The sequence below is a fragment of the Solitalea lacus genome, from assembly GCF_022014595.1.
Taxonomy (GTDB): Bacteria; Bacteroidota; Bacteroidia; order Sphingobacteriales; family Sphingobacteriaceae; genus Solitalea; species Solitalea lacus.
The window spans coordinates 1,401,232-1,425,158 of record NZ_CP091740.1 but is presented as its reverse complement, the minus strand read 5'-3'; the positions used below and the strand labels follow the sequence as shown (position 1 = coordinate 1,425,158).

Genomic DNA, 23,927 nt, shown 5'->3' with positions numbered 1-23,927 from the left:
GTTTTTGCTCTCAATAATTAATTACTGACTAGCTAGAAACTGGCTCAACTGTTGATCAAGTTCAGCTATCTTATCGGAGATGCCATCATCTTCAATTAAACGTTTACCATCGAATTTGAGAGCAGCTGTTGCATAATGCAATACGCACATTGATAGTAAATCTTGTTTATCCTTAACCTCATAATTTTGCATCAGCATCTTTATCCGGTCATTAATTTCCTTGGCGGCTTTCCTTACAGTTTCCTCTTCAGAAGCGTTAATACGCAACGGATACACCCTGTCGGCAATATTTATTTTAATGGAAATTTCTCCCATTTGAGCATTTAAATCACGAGTTTATTTAGTCAGAAGCACAATGCACCTGTCTATTTCTTTCGCAAATTCGTTAATTTTTTGCTGGATGTCAAGTGCCTTTTCATTACCAGCTGATAACGATGACGCAATTCTGACAACTTTTACCTTGTCTTCCAACTCCAAAATTTTGGCTTTTCGGTTTTCTGACTCTGTTTTAACCTGCTCCAATTCATGCAAAAGAGCCACGTGTTGCTGTTGCAACTTGCTATGCATCAACATTAGTTTCTGCATCTTTTGTTGGAGCTGTTCGAGAGTCCGTACCAGTTCAGCCATTTAGTTATTAGTAATTTGTAAATAAATCTAATTTTTAAACCGATTAATACTATTTATTCACTTGTTCAAGATAATTTATTTATTCGAACTTCCAATCCGACTACTAATAACAACAATAAAACAACTTATTTTCTAATTTCAGCACCCAGTTTTTCAAATCCGGTTACCAACTTTTGCATAATAGCGTCAATTTGCTTATCAGTAAGGGTTTTCTCCTCATCTTGAATAACAAAACTCAACGCATATGATTTCTTGCCCTGTGGCAATTTATCACCTTCGTATTTATCAAAAATATTAACCTCTTTCAGCAAGTTCTTTTCAGCCTGAAATGCAAGATCTTTCAGCTGAGAAAAGTTTAACGAGCTATCAACCAACATCGACAAATCTCGACGAACAGCAGGGAACTTAGCCACTTCTGTATATTCTGTCTTATTATTCAGCTGTACTTTTAACAAATATTCCCAATTAATGTCAGCAAAAAAGACAGGTTTGTCGATATCCATCTTTTTAAGGATGGCTTTGTTAATTTGACCTAACTGAACAATTACATTTTTACCTTTTTTATAGGTAAGTCCCTCGCTAATCAAATCATTTTTAACTACCTCTGATGATACAACAGATACTTTCAACTTTGTTAAAAGCGCATCAACAAAACCTTTCAGCGAGAAATAATCAACCTGGTCATTTGTAGCATTCCATTGCTCCTGTTCTTTACGACCGGTAACAAAAAGAGCTAAACGAGGTTCTTCAAAATAGCCATTTTCAGTCTTTTTGTAGATTTTGCCGAATTCATACAGTTTTAAATCAGCGTTTTTCCTATTTTGATTGTAGGCTATTGCTTCTAATCCCGAAAACAATAAAGTTTGACGCAACACGTCTAAATCACTGCTCAATGGATTTAAAATCTCAACGTTTTCCTCAGAACTAATTGTTGCAGTTAACTGACTATAGGCTGATTTGGTTAATGAATTAGACATGATTTCATTAAAGCCATTAGCCGTATAGAAATCAGAAACTGCATTTTGCAACTTTTCTCTGTCGGGCTTCACAGCGAATGACAAAGATGAGTTAAGTATTGTTGGAATTTCGATGTTATTGTATCCGTAAATACGCAAAATCTCCTCAATAACATCAACTTCGCGTGTAACATCCACTTTATTGGTGGGTACTCCTACATGTAATCCATCGATATTTTCGGCTAAAATATCAAAGTTCAACGCAGCGAGTATTGATTTGATCTCTTCAGCAGGGATTTGTTTACCGATTAAACGATGCACATTTTTATAAGTGATCTCCACTTCAGCTTTTTTAACTTCCGTAGGATAGATATCAACAACCTCCGAAGAAATTGAACCTCCTGCCACTTCTTTAATCAGCAAAGCAGCACGTTTTAATGCGAAAACAGTTGCATTAGCATCGGTACCACGCTCAAATCGGAATGATGAATCCGTTTTGAGATTATGACGTTTACCGGTTTTACGAACTAAAACAGGGTTGAAATATGCAGATTCAAGGAATATAGATTTGGTTTCGTTCTTCACCCCTGATTGTAATCCTCCAAAAACTCCGGCAATACACATTTCTTCATCAGCATTGCAGATCATCAGGTCTTCAGCAGAATGGATGCGTTCAACGCCATCCAAAGTTACAAACTTCGTACCTTCAGCAGCTTTGCGAACGATTACTTTATTGCCTTTGATCTCTGCAGCGTCAAAAGCATGTAATGGTTGGCCAGTTTCATGCAAAACGAAATTGGTCACATCCACTATATTATTGATCGGTCTGATGTGAATGGCACGTAGTTTATTTTGCAACCATTCAGGAGAATCTTTAACGGTTACGTTCGAAATGGTTACTCCTGAGTAACGAGGGCAGGCTTCAGCATCAACCACCTCAACTCCAATCGTTAAGTCATGGTTATCAACCTTAAACCCATCAACCGAAGGAAGGATCACTTGACTTTTCAGAAAGGCTGCAATATCACCAGCCACTCCAATATGCGAGGCTGCATCTATGCGGTTTGGTGTTAGGCCTATTTCAAAACAGTAATCATCTTCTATTTTGAAATACTCCTTTGCCGGCATACCAATAGGTGCGTCTTCCGGCAATACCATAATTCCTGCGTGCGACTCACCCAAACCAATTTCATCTTCGGCACAGATCATTCCTTCTGAAACCTCACCACGTATTTTGGCTTTCTTAATTTCAAATGGCTCACCCGAACTTGGATAAACCGTACAACCAACCGTAGCCACCACCACCTTTTGTCCGGAAGTCACATTTGGAGCACCACACACAATATCCAACTCACGCTCTCCCCCAACATTTACTTTTGTAACGCTTAACTTATCAGCATTGGGATGTTTTTCACGGAAAGTAACATGGCCAATCACGAGCCCTTCTAGTCCTCCAGGAACGGTCTGAATTTTCTCCAGACTTTCAACTTCTAATCCTGTGTTAGTAAGAATTTTTGAGATCTCCTCAGGACTTAATTCTGTATTAATATATTGTTTTAACCAGCTATAAGAAATCTTCATGTGTTTAACGCTTTTAGGCGAAGCGCAAAAATAGGAAAAAATTTGACGCTACATCTTTAGAACGCCAACTAAGACCAAAAAACGATGGTAGTTTAATCTAACTCCATACTCTAAAAGCAAGCAGTTTCAACACAAATAGATCTCACTCAAAGTTATTTAGATTAATTACAAATAATATTTGCCAACTTCAATTCGATTTATACCTTTGTGCCTAATTTAGATTTAATACAAATAACACTTACTAAAATGTATAATAACAACTACAAATCTACCTCTCTTTCCTATATAGTAGGTTTTATAATGCTCTTTTTTAGTTTTGGTGCAAAAGCTCAGACTAAAAATGGAAGCATTTCAGGAACTGTTAAAACCAGCGATGGCAATCCAGCGGCAACGGTAAACATTATCCTTAAAGAGGTTAACAAAGGAACAATCGCCAATGATTCAGGTTCTTTTTTGTTGAAAGGTATAAAAGAGGGTTCCTACACACTATTAGTAACTTTTGTTGGTCTTAATCCACAGGAAAAAACAGTAAATGTAATTGCAGGGCAAACGGCATCCGTCGAGATCACTCTAACTGAATCTTCAAGCAAATTAGCAGAAGTAGTGGTGACTGGTTCAAGAGGAGCAAATAAAAAACTTGTATCGGTTGGTAAAACTGACATTGCACCAATGGATTTACCTCAGGCAGTAGCCATTGTTGACAGTAAGGTTATCGAAGAGCAACAGGTAAATAAATTAAGCGATGCCATTAAAAATGTGAATGGGGTATCATTGGGCTCAACTAGAGGTACAACTTCGGAAACATTTTTCGCTCGCGGGTATAATTTAGGCGCAAATAATATTATGAAAAATGGTGCTCGCTCAAATTCAAGCGTAATTCCTGAAGCAAGTATCTTAGAGCGAGTTGAAGTTTTAAAAGGTAGTGCAGCGCTTTTATATGGAAATGTAACTTCAGGAGCTGTAATAAACATGGTTACAAAACAACCGAAATTCAATTTTGGGGGTGAAGTTTCAATGCGTACTGGTAGCTACGATTTCTACAAACCTATACTAGATGTATATGGCCCAATCAGCAATAAAGTGGCTTTCCGGGTAATTGGCACTTATGAAAACGCCAAAAGCTTCAGAAATTCAGTTGAATCAAAACGTATTTATGTTAACCCTTCGGTATTATATAAAATCAATACTAAAACAGAGTTATTAATACAAGGAGATTATTTGAATGCTGATTTAACCCCTGATTTTGGAGTTGGTACATTAAGTGATACAAAAACAAGTAGCATACCCACTACTATTGATCGCGCCAGTTCATTTAATACCCCCTGGGCATACAACAAAGCAAAACAAGGTACTGCAAATGCAATCCTAAATCATAACTTTAATAATAACTGGAAATTAAACTCACAGGTATCTTTTCAAAACTTTGACCGGAATTATTTCTCAACCGAACGTATTCAGGCTGATTCAGCGGGAAATTGGGGACGTAAGTTAACACGAACAAAAACGAATGAAAATTATTACACTGGACAGCTAAACCTAACTGGAGATTTCAGCACAGGTAAATTAGGCCATAAAGTGTTAATTGGAGCAGATGCTGAACGTTATTTTAACATTACCAACGGTTTCTCAATTGCTTCACTTTCTAAAGATGGCGTTTATGATTCAATTAACGTTCTCAATCCTTCAAAATTCATCGTTCGTATTGATGAGCCCTTAGCAACAAATACAACAAGAACGGAAGCTCCAACCAACCGTTTCGGAGTATTCGTTCAGGATTTGATTAGCGTTTCGGAACAAATTAAAGTATTGGCAGGTTTAAGATGGTCATATATCAGCAATCCAGTACCACAGGTATACGATTTGGTAAAAGGAACTAATGCTCGTACAACAACACCTTATAAATATGACAACGCATTTTCACCTCGTTTAGGTCTTGTGTATCAACCTACTAAAAACTCGTCATTATTTGCAAGCTATTCAAACAATTTCGTTCCTAACTCTGGCACAGATATTTATTTCAACAATTTAGATGCCTCTATCATAGATCAATTTGAAGTAGGTGTAAAAAATGATTTCTTCCAAGGCCGACTCTCAGTAAATCTTTCAGTGTACAAAATCATTAATAGCAATCAAACAAAAACAGCAGAGTTTGACAAAGATGGTAAACAAAACTCTAATACTAATTTAAAAGAGTTTAGTGGACAAACAACCAGTAATGGATTTGAAGTGGATGTAAATGGAACGATAGCTAAAGGATTAAACTTCATAGCTGGTTATAGCTATAACGATATGCGTTATACCAAATCCATTGGCACTAAAAATAGTAGTATTGAAGGAGAACGTTTAGTTAGCATGCCTGCTAATACAGCCAATGGCACAGTTTTCTACACATTCTCCAATCCATCATTAAACGGTTTAAGAATTGGTTTCTCAGGTTTTTACACTGGTGAACGTAACGCCGGTTGGAATAACACAGTTGGTTATGTGCCGTCCAAAGGTCAGCCTCAAAACCGTTTATTCGCAGTGAGCGGCTTTACTACCTTTGATCTATCGTTAGGTTATACCTATAAAAAATTCTCAATTTTAGGTAAAGTATCAAACATTACGAATGAGTTGAATTATATTGTTCACGAGAATTACAGTGTGAATCCAATTCCTCCACGTCAATTTACTACAACTTTGGCATACAAATTCTAATTAAGTTCATTTAGATATTTACAACCGGATCATTAAAAATGATCCGGTTTCTTTGTAAAAAACCATGAAAGTATTTTTCCGAAATATTCACCTCTATTTAAGCCTTGCAGCCGGATTAATCATTTTTACATCCTGCCTTACCGGAACTATTCTGGTTTTTGAAGAAGAGATTGAACAAGCTTTAAATCACGACCGTTATTTTGTAGCAACCCAAAATAAACGTTTACCATTAACCGAACTGGCACAAACAGCTGTTAAAAGCACTCCTAAGTCTAAATTATCATCAATTAAGGTTTACAGTGATTCAAACCGTTCGGTGGAAGTAAGCATTACTGTTGCTGAAAAAAAAGATAAAAAGGACCAATCGGATAAAACCAAAATCGATCAAAAAAATAATGCAAAAGGAACCGAAAAGTCTGGTTTGAAGCAGAACGATAAAAAGAATGACAAGAAAAAACCTACCACTACTGTTTATATTGACCCTTATAGCGGAAAAGTATTAGACGTAGTTAATCCAAAGAAATCATTCTTTTCCACTGTTGAATCTGTACACAGATGGTTATTGGGAGGCAAAGACAGCGTTGGCAATTTTCTAATAGGGTTCTCAACTTTCTTTTTCCTGTTCATACTAATCACTGGCCTAATCTTGTGGTGGCCTAAAACTAAAAAAATCCTTTACCAGCGATTAAAAATTAAATTTGATGGCGGTTGGAAACGCATAGTGCACGATTTGCACATGGTAACAGGATTCTACACATCCATTTTCTTAATTATTATAGTTTTAAGTGGATTGGTGATGGCTTTCAACTGGGTAAATAAAGGAATTTTCACAATTACAGGAACAAAAATTGAAAACCCTGAACCTCCATCGGTAGTTTACCAAGAGAACATCAAGCAATTAACCATTGATGATGCATATCATACGGCACAAAATGAAGTGAATAAAGCCAAACTATATGTGATTCGGGTTCCAAAAGATTCCATCAGTACGTTCAGTGTTAATGTACTGCCATTAAATACAATTGAAACAGCAGGCGACACCTATTTCATCGACCCTTATACCGGAAAGATTATAGGAGCTCAAAAGTTTGCCGATAAAAACAAAGGACAAAAAATAAGGGCTATGGTGAAGCCTCTGCATACGGGTTCCATTTATGGTTTGCCATCAAAAATCATAAGCTTTATAATTTGTTTATTATCGCTTATTTTTCCAGTTACGGGTGTAATCATGTGGCTAAACCGCATAAAGATCAACAAGAAAAAAGGGAAACAAGCAGTGCAAGCAACTGAAGCAAGTTAATTTGATTAAATTCATTTTAAAAAGCGTTAAGCTTCCAAAATGGAGGCTTAGCGCTTTTTTATTATAGACCTTTTATAGTGCTCCTTCATCGGCAAAGCTATAGTAACCGTGCTCTGTAATGATTAAATGATCTAACACGGTAATATCGAGCAAATTTCCCGCCTGCTTAAACTTTGCAGTAAGTTGAATGTCTTGTTGGCTGGGTTTTAAGTTACCTGAAGGATGATTGTGTAACAACACCAATGAGCTTGCACTGTGTTCAAGTGCAAGTTTATAGATAATTTTAGGATCGGCCACAGTTCCTGCCATTCCTCCTTTGCTGATATTATATGTTCCTAATACTTTATTTGATCTGCTTAACAGAATTACCCAAAATTCTTCGTGTTGCAAATCGACAAGGAAGGGTGATGCTATTTGATATACATCCTTACTACAAGTAATTCTTTGAACTTTTACCGGAGCTTCTTCCTTTTTCCTCCGGCCCAATTCCAAGGCGGCTAAAATTGTAATGGCTTTAGCTTCCCCAATTCCGTTAAACTTTGTTAATTCCTTAATTGAAAGTTTTGCAAGTGCATTGAGATCATTATGTAAGGCATTTAAAATCTGTTTACTCAAATCTACCGCACTTAATTTAGGTGTTCCCGTACCAATTAGGATTGCTATTAATTCGGCATCACTTAAACTTTGCCTGCCTTTGAGCATCATTTTCTCTCGAGGACGATCATCTTCTGCCCATGCTGTAATGGGCAATTTCTTTTCATAAGTAGAATCCATTAGGTATCAGGCCGATGATTTGAGTTTATAAATTGACAGTTAGTAATAATTAATTATCATAATTTTAAATTACACTACAAAACTTACAAACGCTATAATTTTTTATTATCCTGTCCTTTTAATGCCTTATAGCGCTTTTCATTATTGCTCCACATAAACCAACCTGCGAGCAAGCCAATTAGGATGCAAACCGGCAGGCCCATATAAATTCTTATCCACAGGTATTGATCTATATTGTCGATCCCTTTCAAAAAGTCGTAAACTGTAACGAGGATCATAATGGGTAAAGTATACTGAATAATTCCTATTCTGAATGAAAAACGCCATTTATTTTCTTTGCGTTCCTTTTCCCATTTACGTAAAAAAGCGAAGTCATTTTTAGGCTGAGTCATAGCAGAGAGCTTTAGATTTCGAACCTAAAAATTAGTAAACATTTTGAATAATTGGAAGTTAAATATTTACCAAATAAAAAAATATTCCGACTTGGAACGTTTTCAATATTATCTTCATTGACACCTTAAACAACACAGTTGCTTGCCATTATCAAGGCGTTGTGGTTGCTACCGGAATAATTTTTCCGTTGAAAAACTTATGGCCAGTTAATGCAAAATCGGCAATGTACTTACCCATTTCAAAAGCCATAACAGGTGCTTCATAACCAGGGAAAGCCTTTTCTAACATTTCTGTTTGGGCAGAACCTAAGGCGAGGCAGTTTACTTTTATTTTTTGATCTTTTAACTCCTCTGCTAAACACTCAGTTAAATTATGCAAAGCCGCTTTACTCGCGGAATAAGATATTAAACCCGGAAATTTCACACTCCCTTGAAAACCTCCCATGCTTCCAATGTTTACAATATGAGCATTTTCTGAAAAATGAGGCAACATACTCTGAATCATCTTAACATGGCTGAACAAATTATTCTGCATCATTTGTTCAAAATCTGTTTGATTCAATTCAACAAATGGCTTATTAATTAACTGACCAGCATTATTAATTAGAACATCCACTTTGCCAAACACCTGCGTTACGAATGGAATTAATCCGTTTCGATAATCACCTGAGTAGATATCAAAAGCAATAGGATATAATTTAGATCCGGGATTCAGTTGTTCATTTATGCTTGCCAGACGAGCTAGCTTATCTTCTGATCGTGCCAGCGCAATAACCTGATTTTTAGGATCCGCTAATAGATCAAACACCGCTTCAAAACCAACACCACTGCTGGCTCCAGTTATTATTATATTCATGGAAGAAAAATTTAAGCAAAAGGTCCATAGTTGATAAACCATGGACCAATATTCTTGAACAAAGATAAACAGACAACAGACTATTGACCATTGTCTATCAACTTTATTTTAATGTACCAAATCAATTACCGGATTGGCAATTAATTTAAAGCCATCATTAATCAACTTAGTTAAAGCTGGTAAACTAGAAGCTTTGTTAGTAAGGTATAAACGTATTTCCTCAACCAATTCTGGATGAAGACCGGCATGATCAAAAATTTCTAAAATCTCCATTGAACATAGCCAGTCATTAGTGTGTTCAGTTTTGAGCGAATCCCAAACCGAAGGTAATAACGCCACATCTGCACGTTGTTCCCGAACATTACGTACTATTCGGTATAGTTCGTGTAAACGTACCGTTTTATTGTCATATTGGGTTTGATAAGTTTTAGTCTCTGAAACTAATGCAATTGATTCATATGCATCTTTATCAGCCGCCCCGCAAAACACCGAATCAATTTTTGAACCTACGGCCATGTCGTATACACCCCATTGTGGCTCAAAATAAATTTTGTTGCTGTTTTTATCGTAAACTTTGCAATTTATAAAGCTAAGTAATACTAGTTTTTCTCCTTCCTGAATTACTGATTTCAGGGTACCGGTAACCATAATTCCGCTTTCAAATTCCAGGACAGCAGATTCTCCTAATTCAATCCCAATATTCTTGAAATCATTAATATGAAAATCTTCTAAAGGCATGTCTAAGCCTTTCAATTTTCCAACTGGCGAACTAAAACCATCTGCATGATAGTTTTTATCATGTCCTTCAAGCTGCTTATCATTAAAGCACAAAGCAGATGGGCCTGACGTTTTAATATAAATCAGCTGATCATTACTATCTAATACAACATCTGTAAAAGTGCCCGTTACCTGTAATCCTGAACTGAATACTGCAGTACAAGTATTACGACATTCAATTGCCTTTAATAACCCGTAAGTTCCACCTCTTCTAAATGACATAGTTGAAGCAAATTCTTCCAACACATTGATTAACGTTTCAAAATCAGGTGTTACAAACAGTTGTGGCTGAGGTTTTGTGATATCATATGAATAATTCAACGTTTTAATTGAATAGGGTAATTTAGCTACTTCAGGACGCATACAAGAAGCACTTTCGCCAATAGACGATAACAAACCGGCTCCGTAAATTTTAGGATCGTCCAAAGTTCCAATCAAACCGTACTCCACTGTCCACCAGTGCAAGCGACTCAACAATGCCATTTCCGACGGCTCACCTAAATTTTGCTGTTTAAATTCAAGGTCTTTTTCCGCTTTGACAATTTCAGCAGGGTCAGCATCAGGCATTTCCTTTAAAATTGATAGTTGGCGAATAGCTTCATATAATTCAAAATCTTTATATGAATACATCGCCTTTGAACCGATGTATCCAAAATAACTTAAGTAGTCAGCATAACGAGGTTCCCCAATGATTGGAGCGTGACCAGCCGACTCATGAATAATATCGGGAGCTGGGGTATATTCGATATGATCTATCTGTCGGATATCTGCGGCAATAACCAAAACTTTATAGGCCTGAAACTCCATGAATGCTGCCGGAGGAATAAATCCATCAACCGTCACAGCTCCCCATCCGATTTGGCCTAAAGCATCATTCATTTCCTGCAAACTTGGAATTTTTTCAATTGTCAAGCCGGCTTTTTTCAGCCCCGGTATATATGGATAAAAAGCTACATCTTTTAAATAACTGTAATTTTGACGCATTACATAACGCCAAATGGCATGATCCACAGGCGTATAATGCTCATAATGCTGCTCTACAATATACTGCTTTAAATGGTTAGGCAAGGCAATTACTTGCTTGTTATTAAAGGTATTCATCAACTTATTAATTGGTTGAGTAAAATTAAAAATCAACGGGTTACTTTCTCAACTTTTGGAGAATTAATTATAAATAATTTACCCGAAATAGCGGCTGTAATTAACTTCAAATTTCGGCAATTTCCGCTGTTTAAACATTATTTAGTAAATATTCTATAACAATCACTTATCACCTAAAATCTCTAAAAATAACCTCAGCTATCATGAAAAAATTTCAACAGCTAATACTATCAACCGTGCTCACGTGCCTTATAGCTGGTTGCGGTCAAGGTCATAAAGAAGAATCTCTTGCAGTTAGCGCTGATTCAACTAGTACCGTCTCTCCTACGGCCACCGAATCTTTAAATAGTACTAAACGTCAATTCATACGATCTTCGGAATTAAAATTTAAAGTGAAAGATGTTGCGAAAGCAACTTATAGAATAGAGGAAATCACAACTCAAAATGGTGGATTTGTAACACTTTCTAACTTAAGTAGTGATGTTGATTATTCCACAGTTACAAAAGTTAGCGCTGATTCATCGGTAGAAATTAAACATTTTACAGTTTCCAATCATTTGATTATTCGGGTTCCAAACACTAAAATGGATACTACGTTACGAGAAATTGCCAAATTGGTTGATTTTCTTGATTACCGCATCATTAAAGCTGATGACGTTAACTTGCAATTGCTTTCCAATAACCTGACTCAACAACGGATCAATAAAAGTGAAAATCGCTTAACCAATGCTATTGATAACAAAGGGCAGAAGTTAGGCGAAACAACATCTGCAGAGGAAACGCTGCTTAACAGACAATATGAAGCTGATAATGCTAAACTTTCTAACCTAAGCTTTAAAGATCAAATCAATTACAGCACTATTAATATTTCTGTTTACCAACCCCTACTAGTAAGTAAAGTTCTCATTGCTAATACGGACAATATCGACCAGTACAAGCCTAGCTTCAGCTACCGCATTAAAGAATCTTTCATAAGCGGCTTTGAGCTTTTGGCTGACCTTACCGTGTTTATTATGAAACTTTGGGGCGTGATTCTACTTGGATTGATAGCTTATCTGCTTTATAGAAAGTATGGCTATAGACTAAAAAAAGAAAAAGTGAATGGTTAAATACGACTTTAAACTAATTTTTTTTAAGCATGAAAATGTTGTTAAAAAATATTTCTAAAATACTTTATGGTTTGTTAATGGTTACTTTCTTTTTACCTGCGATCAAATCATGTACAGTAATGGAGTCTAGAAAAGTTGAAAATAGTCAGAATAGAATTACTATTGATTCTACAAAAATCATTGATACAGCTATTGATTCAACAGGCTATGCAGTTGATACAACATCGACTAAGCCTTACAAGCCAAAAGAGGTTCAGCCTGATTCAGCTAAAACTGCAAGAGATTATTTAAAATTGATTTTGACGCCCGATGGTAAAAACGATTCAATAATTGGATACACCTATCGATATTTCAATAAATCCAGCATAGCCATTTACTTTTTCCTTAGTATTATTTCATTCGCTTTAGTGTTAAAAAACAAAAACCTTAAAACATTATTTAAGCTCTCAATAATAACAACTGCTCTTTTAGGTTTATTTCTATATTGGGGGGATAATGTAGTATGGGGATTTTGGGTTATCTTATTCTTAAACCTCATTATACTACTCGTTAACTCGCTAAGTATTATAATTCACTCAAAAGAAACTTCTATTAGTGCTATATAAAACAACTAGTTTATTTATGCTGAAATCAAGTGTTCGAGAGTGCACCACACCGATATCACACTGATTATCAACCACACAACACTTTTGTTACGAAACATTTCGTAGTAAACGCTTTTAAATACGAAACTCTTCGTATATTTAATATACGAAATAATTCGTACTTCAATTTAACGTTTAATGCATATGAAGATTTCGAAACCTACCGACGCAGAATTAGAAATATTGCAAGTGCTGTGGCAACATGGTTCTAATACGGTTCGCTTTGTCAATGAACAGCTGAACGAAAAAAAAGAAACTGGTTATACCACCACTCTTAAACTTATGCAAATAATGCATGGTAAAGAGATGCTTACCAGGAATGATAGCAACCGGACCCATATTTACGATGCGGCAGTTAGCGAACATGACATTCAGAAAGAGTTAGTTGATAAGTTTTTAGATACTGCATTTAGAGGTTCAGCATCAAAACTGGTAATGCATGCATTAGGAAGTTCACAAACCTCAAAGGAAGAGCTCGACCAAATTCGTCAACTTTTAGACCAATTAGAAGGAGGTAAATAACTATGAATACCTTTGAAACTATTTTGAACGGGAAAGTAGCTCAAACACTTGGTTGGACACTCATTCATTCCATTTGGCAAATAGCTTTAGCTAGTTTATTATTAGCAGCATTAATGGTTGTACTGAAAGACAAGAGTTCTCGACTCCGTTATTTGACTGCCACTTCAATCTTAGCTGGAACATTCTTGATCTCTGTAATCACTTTCTTTAGCATTTGGGAAAACTTGCCTTCCTCAACAAACTTTTCTCCAAATCAGCTAACGCAATTGAATTATAGTCAATTATTTTTTGAGTCGTCAGTACAATCTGGTAATATTTCAACTTGGCTCAGTACAGTTTCTTCCTTTTTAGAACAACATCTCTCATTGATTTTAGCATCTTGGATAATTGGCGTTGTTCTCTTATCAATAAGACTGATTGGAGGATTATCCTATATTTTCCGCTTACGCAAACGCAAACTCTATAATGTTACTGAACATTGGACCAATAAATTGCAAAAACTTGAGAAACGCTTTGGACTAAAACGCAAGGTGCAGTTATTTGAATCTGCTTTAGTACAAATACCAACAGTAGTAGGATATTTAAAACCATATATTCTGGTCCCAATTGGCACCTTTGCAGCAATACCTGCCAATCAAATTGAGGCTATTTTGTCTCATGAGCTAGCTCACATCAAACGCAATGATTACCTAATCAATCTCTTTCAGTCAATCCTTGAAATTATTTACTTCTTCCATCCTGGTATTTGGTGGATCAGTAATACTATCCGAAAAGAACGTGAACTCTGCTGTGATGATTTGGCTGTTGCATCTGGATGCGACGCTATTTCACTGGCAAGAGCATTAACCAGCGTTGAAGAATTGTTTAACATACAACCTAAAAATTCACTTGCAATGGCACTCAACGGAAAAGGTTCGTTACTAAATCGAATTAAAAGATTAATTGGCCACAATGAGGAACATACAAGCACATTAAACAATGTTTCAGGAGTGGCAATTGTGCTTATCACAGCCTTAATTACCTTTACAATGAACAGTACTGATGTATTTTCATCAGACAAGAAACTAAATCTTCAAAACAAACTGCTTAATTTTACTACTTCCACTCCGGTAGCTAAGGCTTCATTAACAAATATTACTTCGGGAAAATTAAAGCTCGACAGTATCAAAATAAACAAAGACGTTAGTATTGATGACCGAGATGCTGTGGTGATCATAAAAAATGACAAAGGTGAAGTGAAAGAAATCCGAGTTAATGGCAAAACCATTCCAAAAGAGAATTGGAATGAAAAAGATCTTCAAAAAGCCCTGAACGCTCGATCATTTAGATATACCGTCCCCCCAACTCCACCAGTTCCACCCACTCCTCCTTCTTGGGGCAATATTGAACTTCCGCCGGTACCTCTTGTTCCTGCAATTCCTCCAATGGATTTTGTGATGCCGGATTGTAAGTTTGATTTTGAAATGAATGATTTCAATGAAAATATAAGCCCTGAAGAGCGAAAACAATTTGAAAAGAAAATGCAAAAGTTTCAAAAAGACATGGAAGAATGGGGCAAAGCTTGGGAGAAAAAATATGGTAAGGAATGGCGAGAAAAAATGAAAAAAGAGTGGGAACCTAAAATGAAAGCTTATGAAATGAACATGAACGAATGGGCTAAGCTAGCTGAACCGCAATTGGCTGCAATGACCGCTCACTTAGCTGATTTAGATAAAATAGATTTCCCTGCTTTTAATTTTCAATTTGAAACAAATGATAGCTTCTCAAACGGTTTGGAGCAAGCATTAATTTCTGATGGGCTAATTAAAAAAGGAGAAAATTATCAATTCAGTATTTCAGGCAAAAGCAAAGAATTAATAATAAATGGCAAAAAGCAATCGAAAACGTTGTTTGAGAAATATGAAAAACTTGTAAAAAAATCTTCGGGTATTGATGGTGATGATTATTCATTCAGTATTTCCAAATAATCAGATTTAATTTATACTAAAAAGAGCGCTACTTAAGACGGTAGCGCTCTTTTTTATACTATAAAAGGTTCGATTCTATTCGTCAGCTGTTTAATTAAATAGTTTTTTCTGCTTAACTGGTCTACTTCGGAAACTCTAAAAGAAACGTAGTCCCAACATTGGGTTCACTTTCAACGTATATTTTACCACCCAGAATTTCTACTTGCGTTTTTACCATGAATAGGCCCATTCCCTTTCCCTCTGTATTAAGATGAAATCGATTATACAATCCGAATAACTGTTGGCTATATTTTTCGAGGTCAATCCCTACACCCTCATCCCTGAATTTAAGCTCAATTTTATCTTTATAATTTTCACTACTGATTTCTATTAGTTGTTTTTTATGAGGCTTTTTAAATTTAATACTATTGGAAATCAGATTATAAAAAATGCTGTATAAGTAACTTCGAAAAGTAGTGAGTTTGCCGATCTGAGAAAAATTAGTTCTAATTTCAATATCTCCATTTTGAAGCAAATTTTGAATGGTAGATTTAATATCTTCTACTAAACTAGCCAGGTAAACCCTTTCTTTTTTCTCGGTAATCCCTCGTTTTACCTGTACAACCTGATTTAGGTCTTTAATAATTTCGTCAAGTTTCTGCACAGAGCTAAACAGAAATTGTTCCAGCTGGTCCTTTTCTTCTTTCGTAACATAAGGGCTGTGCAGAATCTCTGATATACCCAGCATGCTGGCCACCGGTCCACGTAGATTATGAGAAACTATGTATGCGAATTGTTCAAGGTCTTTATTCCTCTGAAGTAAATCGTCGGTTATATGTTGACGATCGAGTTCAGCCTTTTTCCTTTTGGTGATATCTGTCAGGCCCAGTACAACGCCGAATATTTTATTATTCTGGTTTGAAATAGGAAACATTTGAACTTCATAGCAATGAATCGAACCATCCGCTTGCGGATATTCTGATTCATAGTTAATTCTTTTACCTTGCAAAACATCATTCAAAAGCTTTGCGCTTTCAACTTGTCGGTCTTTCAAAAAATAATCGATAAGATTGTCTCCAACCTTGATCTCCTTGTCTCGTTCCAATTTAACAAATTTGACAGCACTGTGATTATACGAAATAACCTTGAAAGCTTTATCCACCAAAATATAACCTGTATAAGTGGCATCTAAAATGGCATGAAGATTAGCTTCTGATTTTTGAAGTGCTTCTTCTGCTTTTTTACGTTCAGTGATGTCTCTTATTATTGACTGAAACCTTCCATCATCCAATAATTTTGAATTAATTTCTACCGGTACTTCTGTGCCGTCTTTCCTTTTAAGTTTTAGTTCGCTCAAAAAAGATTTTTGTTCCAGTAATAAATCGAATTGCAAAGGATTTCCCCGAAGCTCTTCTGCATAATAAATATCAGAAATTTTCATCCACAATAATTCCTCCCTTGCATATCCTAATAACTGACAAGCGCTGCTATTTACATCAATAAGGTTGTTTTTTTTATCTACTAATAATATAGCATCCGCAGCTTGCTCAATCAATGCACGGTATTTGCGTTCGCTTTCTTTCAAGGCAACTTCTGCATTCTTCCTGGTGGTCATATCAATACCTAAGCCAAGCATATAAGGCTTACCATCGTACTCAATAAGTCGACCGGTAAAATAATAAGGTATTTTGAATTGATTCTTAGTTAAAGCTTGGGCTTCCACATCTGCATATCCTTCGGCAAACACCTTTTCAATGGTTTTATTTACCATTCCTCTGTCTTCAGGAGCTATAAGTTCACCCGCTTTATGGTTTGCAATTTCGTTAGCATCATAGCCCGAAACAATTTCAAGATTTTTATTCCACCATAAATATTTTCCATTCCTATCAAACATGTAAAACACACCAGGCAGGCTATTAATAATAGAGTCTGAAAATTTCTTTTCATTAATAATTTGCTCTTGAGCCCGTTTACGGACGGTAATATCAATTAATGATCCGATAATGGCGGGTTTGCCTTCACATAGAGTTCTGCTACCGAAAATTTCAACATGTATGATTTGTCCATCTTTCTTCCTCCCTCGTGCTTCATAGTGAATACTAACTTTTTCACCCTTCAGTCGATCACTGATATTATTCAAAACAATTTTTCTATCCTCCTCTGCAACTACAACTTCAACCGGATAAGAATCAATTAGTTCGTCCTGTTCATAACCAAATATCTCAGCAAACCTTGGGTTAACATACCGGAATTTTCCATCCTGAATAATATAAACACCCACAATGGAGGTTTCAACCAAACCTCTAAATTTTGCCTCTGCTTCACGAATGGCCAATTCAGCTTCGAATTTTTTTGTAAAATCAGTGATATAGACAGATATGCCGGTTACTGCTCCGGCAACAATTACGGGATTGAATGAAGCCCTTAGCAATACCTGTCGCCCATTTAATTCGTAACGGCCTTCGGTGGTTTCTTTATTTCCTTGTAAAACCCGATTAAGGATTTCCTCCTGCCACTGCCTTTCATTTGGAGGTAAATAGGCATAAAACTCTTCTCCTACTTTGGGTTCAACATTGGTTATCAATTTATAACCTTCCGCAAATTTATGATTGAAGATTACCAGGCGTTTTTGATTATCAAGCAAACAAGTAAACCCTTCTACGTTCTCAAAAAAAGCTCGCAACCTGCTTTCGCTTTCAACAATTCTTTGCTGAGCTTTTTGATTGTTCTTTTCCTTTGCAGCAATACTTTTCATAACAATGAATGCATTTATCTCTTTCGTAGGATGCTGTAATTTAAAGATACACAATCAAAAGGGAGATGAAGCCCTGTTAAGCCCACAAATATCATTTTCATAAAGGAGGTGCTGAATATCAATTCGACACCCATTGATTTAGGTTATGAAAGAAAGATCTTTTTCTATTGTTGGAAAAGCTTATAAGAAAGGGGGGCGCCCATTCATTCTGTGTCAAGCCTTCAAAAAACACAAAAAATTTCAGCTCTATACCCTTTTCTCCTGAGTGGAGTCAAAGGTTTACATCTCCCCTTCTTTAGGGAAAGTAACGTGAATAAAAAAGGATAGCATACCCTCCTTTTTATTTTAAACTAAAAAGGGACTCTCTTACGAAAGTCCCTTTAAAAATAAGTTATCTGGATTTTAACTTAATAAGTTACTCCAACTTACCATTTTACCGATAATAGTTTCCAACTGATCAATTGCAACACGCTCCTGCTCCATTGAGTCGCGGTGACGGATAGTTACAGTATTATCTTCCAATGATTGATGATCAACTGTAATACAGAAAGGTGTACCAATTGCGTCCTGACGACGGTAACGCTTACCAATTGAGTCTTTCTCGTCATATTGCATGCTGAAATCAAGTTTAAGCTTATCCATTATTTCACGAGCCTTTTCAGGTAATCCATCCTTTTTGGTTAAAGGCAATACAGCTGCTTTAATCGGAGCTAAGGCCGGGTGGAATTTCAACACCACACGAGAATCTTTCTTATCTCCTTCACTTAAATCCTGCTCTTCAAAGGCGTTACACATGGTAAGCAGGAACATACGATCTAAACCGATAGAAGTTTCAATAACATATGGAACATAATTTCCGTATGGCCTGCCTTCTTCATTTAAATCATTATCAAAATACTGTAATTTCTTTTTAGAATATTCCTGATGCTGAATTAAGTCGAAATCGGTACGCGAGTGAATACCCTCCACTTCCTTAAATCCGAATGGGAACTCAAACTCAATATCTACTGCAGCATTGGCATAGTGAGCAAGCTTAGTATGGTCATGGAAACGGTACTTTTCTGAATTATTCCCCAAAGCATTATGCCATTTCAGGCGGGCTTCTTTCCAGTAATTGTACCACTCCATTTCGGTACCTGGGCGAACAAAGAATTGCATCTCCATTTGTTCAAACTCGCGCATACGCATAATGAACTGACGAGCAATTACCTCGTTACGGAATGCCTTACCAATTTGAGCAATACCAAAAGGCACTTTCATACGACCGGTTTTCTGAACGTTCAAGAAGTTAACAAAGATACCTTGAGCAGTTTCCGGACGTAGATAAACGACATCAGCCTCATCAGCCATTGCTCCCATCTGGGTTGAGAACATCAGGTTAAACTGACGAACATCGGTCCAATTGCGTGTACCTGAAACCGGACAAGCTATCTCATGCTCTATGATCAATTCTTTTAATCCTGGCAAATCTTCAGCTTTGAGATATTCATCCATTTTAAACTGAAGTTCCTCCGCTTTTTGAGTTTTACCGTCTTTCTCGTATCTGGCAATTTTATCTTCCAGTAACTGATCGGCACGGTAACGCTTTTTTGAGTCTTTATTGTCAATCATCGGATCACTAAAGCCATCAACGTGACCAGAAGCTTTCCATACTTTAGGGTGCATAAAAATTGCGGCATCAATACCCACAATATTTTCATGCATTTGTACCATGGCTTTCCACCAGTAGGTTTTAATATTATTCTTTAGTTCAGCACCTAACTGCCCATAATCATAAACAGCGCTTAAACCATCGTAAATTTCGCTTGAAGGGAATACAAATCCGTACTCTTTAGAGTGAGAGATAACGTTTTTAAAAAGTTCGTCGTTGTTTTTGCTCATAGTAGGCAAAGATATTTTTTATCAGTTAAAAACATAAGAGAAACTTAATAAATAGATTAAGTATTGATTGAATATCAACCAAAGAGATTAATCAGTTTATTATTTGGGATTAAGTTCCTTTTCTTACTTTCGCAAATGCTTTTTTGAATGATTTATTTTTAAGCTTTGACAACTATCATTCACTCATTAATTACGCATATGTCGGTAATAGTTGAACAATTAACCAAACAATACCAAAAACAAACGGCCGTTAACAATATTTCATTTGAAGCAAATCCTGGCAAAATTCTTGGCTTTTTAGGGCCAAATGGAGCAGGAAAATCTACCACAATGAAAATGCTTACTGGCTACATCCCTCCAACTTCAGGCAAAGCTTCGGTTTGTGGCTTCGATATTACTACTCAATCACTGGATGTTCGCAAAAACATTGGTTACCTGCCAGAACACAATCCTTTGTATTTAGAGATGTATGTAAAAGAGTTTTTGGCTTTTACTGCCTCATTACACAAACTTAACTCACCCACCAAGCGTATTGCGGAAGTAATTGAACTAACTGGACTCGGTATTGAACAACACAAGAAAATCAGTCAGCTATCAAAAGGCTACCGTCAACGTGTTGGTTTGGCTCAAGCAATAATGCATAATCCACAAGTGCTTATTTTAGATGAACCTACTACTGGTTTAGATCCTAATCAATTAGCCGAAATCAGAGGTTTGATAAAAAACATCGGCAAAGAAAAAACTGTAATTTTCTCCACGCATATCATGCAAGAAGTGGAGGCTATTTGTGATCAGGTAATCATTATAAACAAAGGTCAAATTGTTGCAAATGATAAAACCTCTAATCTAAAAAATCTGATTTCAGGCGGCTTTACATTTTATGTAGAGTTTGATCAAGCTGTTTCAGTAGAACAACTCGAGCAAATTCATGAAGTTACTCAAATTGAACGACTCAGTGCAAAGGAGTGGAAACTATGCAGTCACACTGATATACGGAAGCAAATTTTTGATTTCGCCAAAGAAAATAACCTCGCATTGCTAAGTTCAAAGCAAGAAGAAAACTCATTGGAAGACATTTTCATAAACCTGACAAAATCTACTAATACCTTATAACCCGACAATTATTAATGTTCACTATACTCAAAAAAGAAATTTCAGAATTTTTAAGTTCGATGGTAGCCTATGTTACCATTATCTTTTTTTTAGTAATAACAGGTCTGTTTTTATGGGTATTCCCAGATTCCAGCATTTTGGATTATGGGTATGCAGGCCTCGATAGTCTTTTCTACATTGCCCCCTATGTGTTTATGTTCCTGATTCCGGCAATTACCATGCGTTCATTTGCAGAAGAGAAAAAGGAAGGAACTTTTGAACTACTGACTACTAGTCCAGTTACCGATTGGCAAATCATCCTGGGTAAATTTAGTGCCGGATTATTACTAGTAATTTTTGCATTAATACCTACTCTGGTATATTATTTTTCGGTTCATGAATTGGGAGCCATTCCTGGCAATATCGACTCCGGTGCTGTATTAGGATCATATATTGGACTATTGCTATTAGGATGTGCCTTTACTGCCATTGGCATTTTCAGTTCATCCATCACCAACAATCAAATTGTAGCATTTATAATTGCAGTATTTATCTGCTTTATTGCCTTTAATGGTTTCGAATCTTTGAGCTCGATCACTTCATTAGGTTCTTTTTCAACCATACTCATTAACCTTGGCATTAACGCACACTATCAATCAATTAGTAGAGGAGTGCTTGACACACGTGATTTATTCTACTTTTTAAGTTTTACAGCCGTTTTTCTGGCAGCCACTAAAACAGTTCTGTCGGCCAGAAAATGGTAGTTAATAACTTGTAATTAATAGTTGATTAATTAAATGAAAAATTTAAAACAAAAACATATACTCGAGCTGGCAGCATTTATCGCTGTTGTAATAATTATCAACTGGCTCACTTCATTATATTTCACCCGAATAGATTTTACCAAGGAGAAACGATATACCTTATCAGAAACTACCAAAAACATACTTGCTAAGCTCGAAAACGAAGTGGTAGTAAATGTTTACCTGGACGGGGAATTGCCTGCCAATTTCAAACGTTTAAGAAAATCGACATTGGAAATGCTTGATGAGTTTAAGGCCTATTCAAAGGGTAAACTCTATTTCAACTTTATTGATCCAATAGCTTCAACCAATGTGGAACAACAGAATGCAATGATTGATTCGTTGGCAAAACAGGGTTTACATCCTACCAACCTGATGATGAAAACCGACAAGGGCAATACACAAAAAATCATCATTCCGGGAGCATTAGTTCACTATGAAGGCCGTCAATTACCTTTAAATTTATTACAAAACAGTAGCCGGGCAGGTGCCGGCACTCAGGAAGAAGCAATTAACTCCTCCATAGAAAACATTGAGTACCAACTAGCCTCCTCTATTAAGAAACTTTCAGAAAAAAATAAATCCTTAATAGGGTTTACCATTGGACATAATGAACTCGATTATCAGCATTTATCAGACATAGGTCGCACCCTGGCCCAATCCTACGAATTGCGCAGTATTGATTTAAATCAGGTAAAACTTGTGGACTTAATAAAGTTTAAGACTCTTGTTATTGCTAAGCCTACTAAAGCTTTTGCCGAAACCGAAAAATACAAGCTCGATCAGTTTTTAGTAAATGGTGGACGATTATTCTTACTGCTCGACCAGGTTAATGCCGAAACGGACAGCATCAGAACCCGAGGCATGTCATTGGCTTACCCTTTGAGTTTGAATTTGGATGACCAGCTATTCCGTTACGGTGTTCGTATTAACTATGATTTAGTGGAAGATGTGTATTGCGCACGCATCCCGGTTATTTTAGGAGAAGGCAATCAGGCTCAACAAGAACTTTTACCCTGGATTTATTACCCATTATTGATTTCGACATCTAGTCATCCAATCGTTCGCAATTTAGACGCTGTTCGTTGTCAGTTCACCAATTCTATTGACACAATCGGTAATAAAAACATTCGAAAGACCATTTTATTAACTACCTCGCCGTATACGCGCAAGGCAAAGGTACCGGCCATGCTTTCACTGGCCAGTGTACAGGAAGAACCGGATCCTAACCAATTTAAAGCCGGCGTTCAAAATGCCGCCGTTTTGTTGGAAGGTAAATTCAGTTCGACCTTCAATAACCGGAACATTGAAGGTGCCGATTTAAGTACTCCCTTTAAAGCTGAAAATAAAGAAAGTAAGATCATTATTGTAGCCGATGGTGATGTGATTAGAAATGATGTATCAGCCTTGGACAAACAAATTTTCCCTTTAGGTTTTGATAAATACACCAACCAAACCTTTGCCAACAAGGTGTTTGTTGAAAACAGCATTGATTATTTAAGTGATGACTCTGGTTTATTGACACTTCGTACCAAAGAAATTAAAATCAGGTTGTTGGACAAAGAAAAGATTCGTGCCCAACGCCTACAATGGCAGTTAATCAATACTATTGTTCCGGTGGGTTTGGTATTGCTGTTTGCTATCGGGCATTCGTTTTATAGGAGAAGGAAATATGCGGTGTAGTTAAATGGAAAAGATGTATTGCAGGAATAGGTCGCTGGCTGGTAGTATTAACTAACAAGTCTTCCGAGTTAAAAGTGAAGTCAGCCCCACTAAAAGTGAGGTCAACTCCGTTGAATGAACACAATTTCGCTCAATGCGAAGTTAATTCCACTCCAGCGAGGTTAACTCCGCTCCGAGTGAACACAAAGCTTTTAACCACTTTGTTGGTTGTAAATTAAAGTCAAGCGAAAAAGTCTAAGGATGCGTTTGGTTGTCGAAAGGTCTGCCGAAAAAAGCACAAAAATTGCCGATTAAAAGTGGCGTGTAACGGATTGCGCTTGCCCGAAGGCGAGATGAATACACCTGCGTCCTCCTCCGCCGTGGTGTAAAGTTATTAATTAGGTAATAGGTAATAAGTTCAGAATTGCACGTCGCCCACTCTGGTTATTTAT

General features: G+C 36.5%; 18 protein-coding genes. 9 read left to right on the top strand and 9 right to left on the bottom strand.

The window, feature by feature from the left end; genetic code table 11:
• Positions 1 to 21: 21 nt before the first annotated feature.
• The 3 genes from L2B55_RS06020 to pheT form a co-directional block, all read right to left on the bottom strand.
• A complete protein-coding gene (locus L2B55_RS06020) occupies positions 22 to 315 on the bottom strand; it encodes a cell division protein ZapA (RefSeq protein WP_237849657.1) in 294 nt (97 codons plus the stop codon).
• 21 nt (positions 316 to 336) lie between these two features.
• Positions 337 to 627, bottom strand: a complete 291-nt coding sequence (locus tag L2B55_RS06015; RefSeq protein WP_237849655.1) for a hypothetical protein — start codon at positions 625 to 627, stop codon at positions 337 to 339.
• A 125-nt stretch (positions 628 to 752) separates the two neighbouring features.
• On the bottom strand, positions 753 to 3,164 hold the full coding sequence (gene pheT / locus L2B55_RS06010; protein ID WP_237849653.1) for a phenylalanine--tRNA ligase subunit beta: 2,412 nt from the start codon (positions 3,162 to 3,164) through the stop codon (positions 753 to 755).
• Positions 3,165 to 3,410: 246 nt separating this feature from the next.
• Between pheT and L2B55_RS06005 the strand changes: the two genes are divergently transcribed.
• Together L2B55_RS06005 and L2B55_RS06000 are read left to right on the top strand one after the other, a co-directional pair.
• A complete protein-coding gene (locus L2B55_RS06005) occupies positions 3,411 to 5,861 on the top strand; it encodes a TonB-dependent receptor (RefSeq protein ID WP_237849651.1) in 2,451 nt (816 codons plus the stop codon).
• Positions 5,862 to 5,925: 64 nt separating this feature from the next.
• Complete coding sequence (locus L2B55_RS06000) at positions 5,926 to 7,161, top strand: PepSY-associated TM helix domain-containing protein (RefSeq protein ID WP_237849649.1); 1,236 nt, start codon at positions 5,926 to 5,928, stop codon at positions 7,159 to 7,161.
• Positions 7,162 to 7,233: 72 nt separating this feature from the next.
• Here L2B55_RS06000 and radC read toward each other — a convergent pair whose 3' ends face one another.
• The 4 genes from radC to L2B55_RS05980 form a co-directional block, all read right to left on the bottom strand.
• Positions 7,234 to 7,935: a RadC family protein gene (gene radC / locus L2B55_RS05995; RefSeq protein ID WP_237849647.1), complete on the bottom strand. Its 702-nt coding sequence runs from the start codon at positions 7,933 to 7,935 to the stop codon at positions 7,234 to 7,236.
• Between the two features lie 92 nt (positions 7,936 to 8,027).
• Entirely contained in the window at positions 8,028 to 8,327 is a 300-nt protein-coding gene (locus tag L2B55_RS05990) for a hypothetical protein (RefSeq protein ID WP_237849645.1), read from the bottom strand.
• Between the two features lie 151 nt (positions 8,328 to 8,478).
• A complete protein-coding gene (locus L2B55_RS05985) occupies positions 8,479 to 9,183 on the bottom strand; it encodes an SDR family NAD(P)-dependent oxidoreductase (protein ID WP_237849644.1) in 705 nt (234 codons plus the stop codon).
• Between the two features lie 108 nt (positions 9,184 to 9,291).
• Positions 9,292 to 11,061 (bottom strand): aromatic amino acid hydroxylase, encoded by a 1,770-nt coding sequence (locus L2B55_RS05980; protein WP_237849642.1) that lies wholly within the window; start codon positions 11,059 to 11,061, stop codon positions 9,292 to 9,294.
• Positions 11,062 to 11,264: 203 nt separating this feature from the next.
• On the opposite strand from L2B55_RS05980, the gene L2B55_RS05975 reads away from it, so the two are divergent.
• The 4 genes from L2B55_RS05975 (at position 11,265) to L2B55_RS05960 (ending at position 15,303) form a co-directional block, all read left to right on the top strand.
• Positions 11,265 to 12,170 (top strand): DUF4349 domain-containing protein, encoded by a 906-nt coding sequence (locus tag L2B55_RS05975; protein ID WP_237849641.1) that lies wholly within the window; start codon positions 11,265 to 11,267, stop codon positions 12,168 to 12,170.
• A gap of 29 nt (positions 12,171 to 12,199) precedes the next feature.
• The gene (locus L2B55_RS05970) at positions 12,200 to 12,775 is read left to right on the top strand and encodes a hypothetical protein (protein WP_237849640.1); all 576 of its coding nucleotides are present in this window, start codon (positions 12,200 to 12,202) and stop codon (positions 12,773 to 12,775) included.
• Between the two features lie 183 nt (positions 12,776 to 12,958).
• Positions 12,959 to 13,336: a BlaI/MecI/CopY family transcriptional regulator gene (locus L2B55_RS05965; protein ID WP_237849638.1), complete on the top strand. Its 378-nt coding sequence runs from the start codon at positions 12,959 to 12,961 to the stop codon at positions 13,334 to 13,336.
• Between the two features lie 2 nt (positions 13,337 to 13,338).
• Positions 13,339 to 15,303: a M56 family metallopeptidase gene (locus L2B55_RS05960; RefSeq protein ID WP_237849636.1), complete on the top strand. Its 1,965-nt coding sequence runs from the start codon at positions 13,339 to 13,341 to the stop codon at positions 15,301 to 15,303.
• Positions 15,304 to 15,424: 121 nt separating this feature from the next.
• Here the strand turns inward: L2B55_RS05960 and L2B55_RS05955 are convergent, their stop codons facing one another.
• Complete coding sequence (locus L2B55_RS05955) at positions 15,425 to 18,037, bottom strand: PAS domain-containing sensor histidine kinase (RefSeq protein ID WP_237849634.1); 2,613 nt, start codon at positions 18,035 to 18,037, stop codon at positions 15,425 to 15,427.
• Between the two features lie 402 nt (positions 18,038 to 18,439).
• Positions 18,440 to 19,918: a glycine--tRNA ligase gene (locus tag L2B55_RS05950; RefSeq protein ID WP_237849632.1), complete on the bottom strand. Its 1,479-nt coding sequence runs from the start codon at positions 19,916 to 19,918 to the stop codon at positions 18,440 to 18,442.
• A 198-nt stretch (positions 19,919 to 20,116) separates the two neighbouring features.
• Between L2B55_RS05950 and gldA the strand changes: the two genes are divergently transcribed.
• Genes gldA through gldG form a run of 3 tightly spaced genes read left to right on the top strand, consistent with a single transcriptional unit; the run spans position 20,117 to position 23,496 of the window.
• Positions 20,117 to 21,031 carry a gliding motility-associated ABC transporter ATP-binding subunit GldA gene (gene gldA / locus L2B55_RS05945; protein ID WP_237849630.1) on the top strand — a complete coding sequence of 305 codons (915 nt, stop codon included), beginning with the start codon at positions 20,117 to 20,119 and terminating at the stop codon, positions 21,029 to 21,031.
• Between the two features lie 14 nt (positions 21,032 to 21,045).
• Entirely contained in the window at positions 21,046 to 21,774 is a 729-nt protein-coding gene (gldF, locus tag L2B55_RS05940; RefSeq protein WP_237849628.1) for a gliding motility-associated ABC transporter permease subunit GldF, read from the top strand.
• Between the two features lie 33 nt (positions 21,775 to 21,807).
• Positions 21,808 to 23,496, top strand: a complete 1,689-nt coding sequence (gldG, locus tag L2B55_RS05935) for a gliding motility-associated ABC transporter substrate-binding protein GldG (protein WP_237849626.1) — start codon at positions 21,808 to 21,810, stop codon at positions 23,494 to 23,496.
• Positions 23,497 to 23,927 lie beyond the last annotated feature (431 nt).

Coding starts and splice junctions, on each gene's coding strand:
- L2B55_RS06020 (WP_237849657.1), bottom strand. CDS start 315: ATGGGAGAAATTTCCATTAAAATAAATATTGCCGACAGGGTGTATCCG.
- L2B55_RS06015 (WP_237849655.1), bottom strand. CDS start 627: ATGGCTGAACTGGTACGGACTCTCGAACAGCTCCAACAAAAGATGCAG.
- pheT (WP_237849653.1), bottom strand. CDS start 3,164: ATGAAGATTTCTTATAGCTGGTTAAAACAATATATTAATACAGAATTA.
- L2B55_RS06005 (WP_237849651.1), top strand. CDS start 3,411: ATGTATAATAACAACTACAAATCTACCTCTCTTTCCTATATAGTAGGT.
- L2B55_RS06000 (WP_237849649.1), top strand. CDS start 5,926: ATGAAAGTATTTTTCCGAAATATTCACCTCTATTTAAGCCTTGCAGCC.
- radC (WP_237849647.1), bottom strand. CDS start 7,935: ATGGATTCTACTTATGAAAAGAAATTGCCCATTACAGCATGGGCAGAA.
- L2B55_RS05990 (WP_237849645.1), bottom strand. CDS start 8,327: ATGACTCAGCCTAAAAATGACTTCGCTTTTTTACGTAAATGGGAAAAG.
- L2B55_RS05985 (WP_237849644.1), bottom strand. CDS start 9,183: ATGAATATAATAATAACTGGAGCCAGCAGTGGTGTTGGTTTTGAAGCG.
- L2B55_RS05980 (WP_237849642.1), bottom strand. CDS start 11,061: ATGAATACCTTTAATAACAAGCAAGTAATTGCCTTGCCTAACCATTTA.
- L2B55_RS05975 (WP_237849641.1), top strand. CDS start 11,265: ATGAAAAAATTTCAACAGCTAATACTATCAACCGTGCTCACGTGCCTT.
- L2B55_RS05970 (WP_237849640.1), top strand. CDS start 12,200: ATGAAAATGTTGTTAAAAAATATTTCTAAAATACTTTATGGTTTGTTA.
- L2B55_RS05965 (WP_237849638.1), top strand. CDS start 12,959: ATGAAGATTTCGAAACCTACCGACGCAGAATTAGAAATATTGCAAGTG.
- L2B55_RS05960 (WP_237849636.1), top strand. CDS start 13,339: ATGAATACCTTTGAAACTATTTTGAACGGGAAAGTAGCTCAAACACTT.
- L2B55_RS05955 (WP_237849634.1), bottom strand. CDS start 18,037: ATGAAAAGTATTGCTGCAAAGGAAAAGAACAATCAAAAAGCTCAGCAA.
- L2B55_RS05950 (WP_237849632.1), bottom strand. CDS start 19,918: ATGAGCAAAAACAACGACGAACTTTTTAAAAACGTTATCTCTCACTCT.
- gldA (WP_237849630.1), top strand. CDS start 20,117: ATGTCGGTAATAGTTGAACAATTAACCAAACAATACCAAAAACAAACG.
- gldF (WP_237849628.1), top strand. CDS start 21,046: ATGTTCACTATACTCAAAAAAGAAATTTCAGAATTTTTAAGTTCGATG.
- gldG (WP_237849626.1), top strand. CDS start 21,808: ATGAAAAATTTAAAACAAAAACATATACTCGAGCTGGCAGCATTTATC.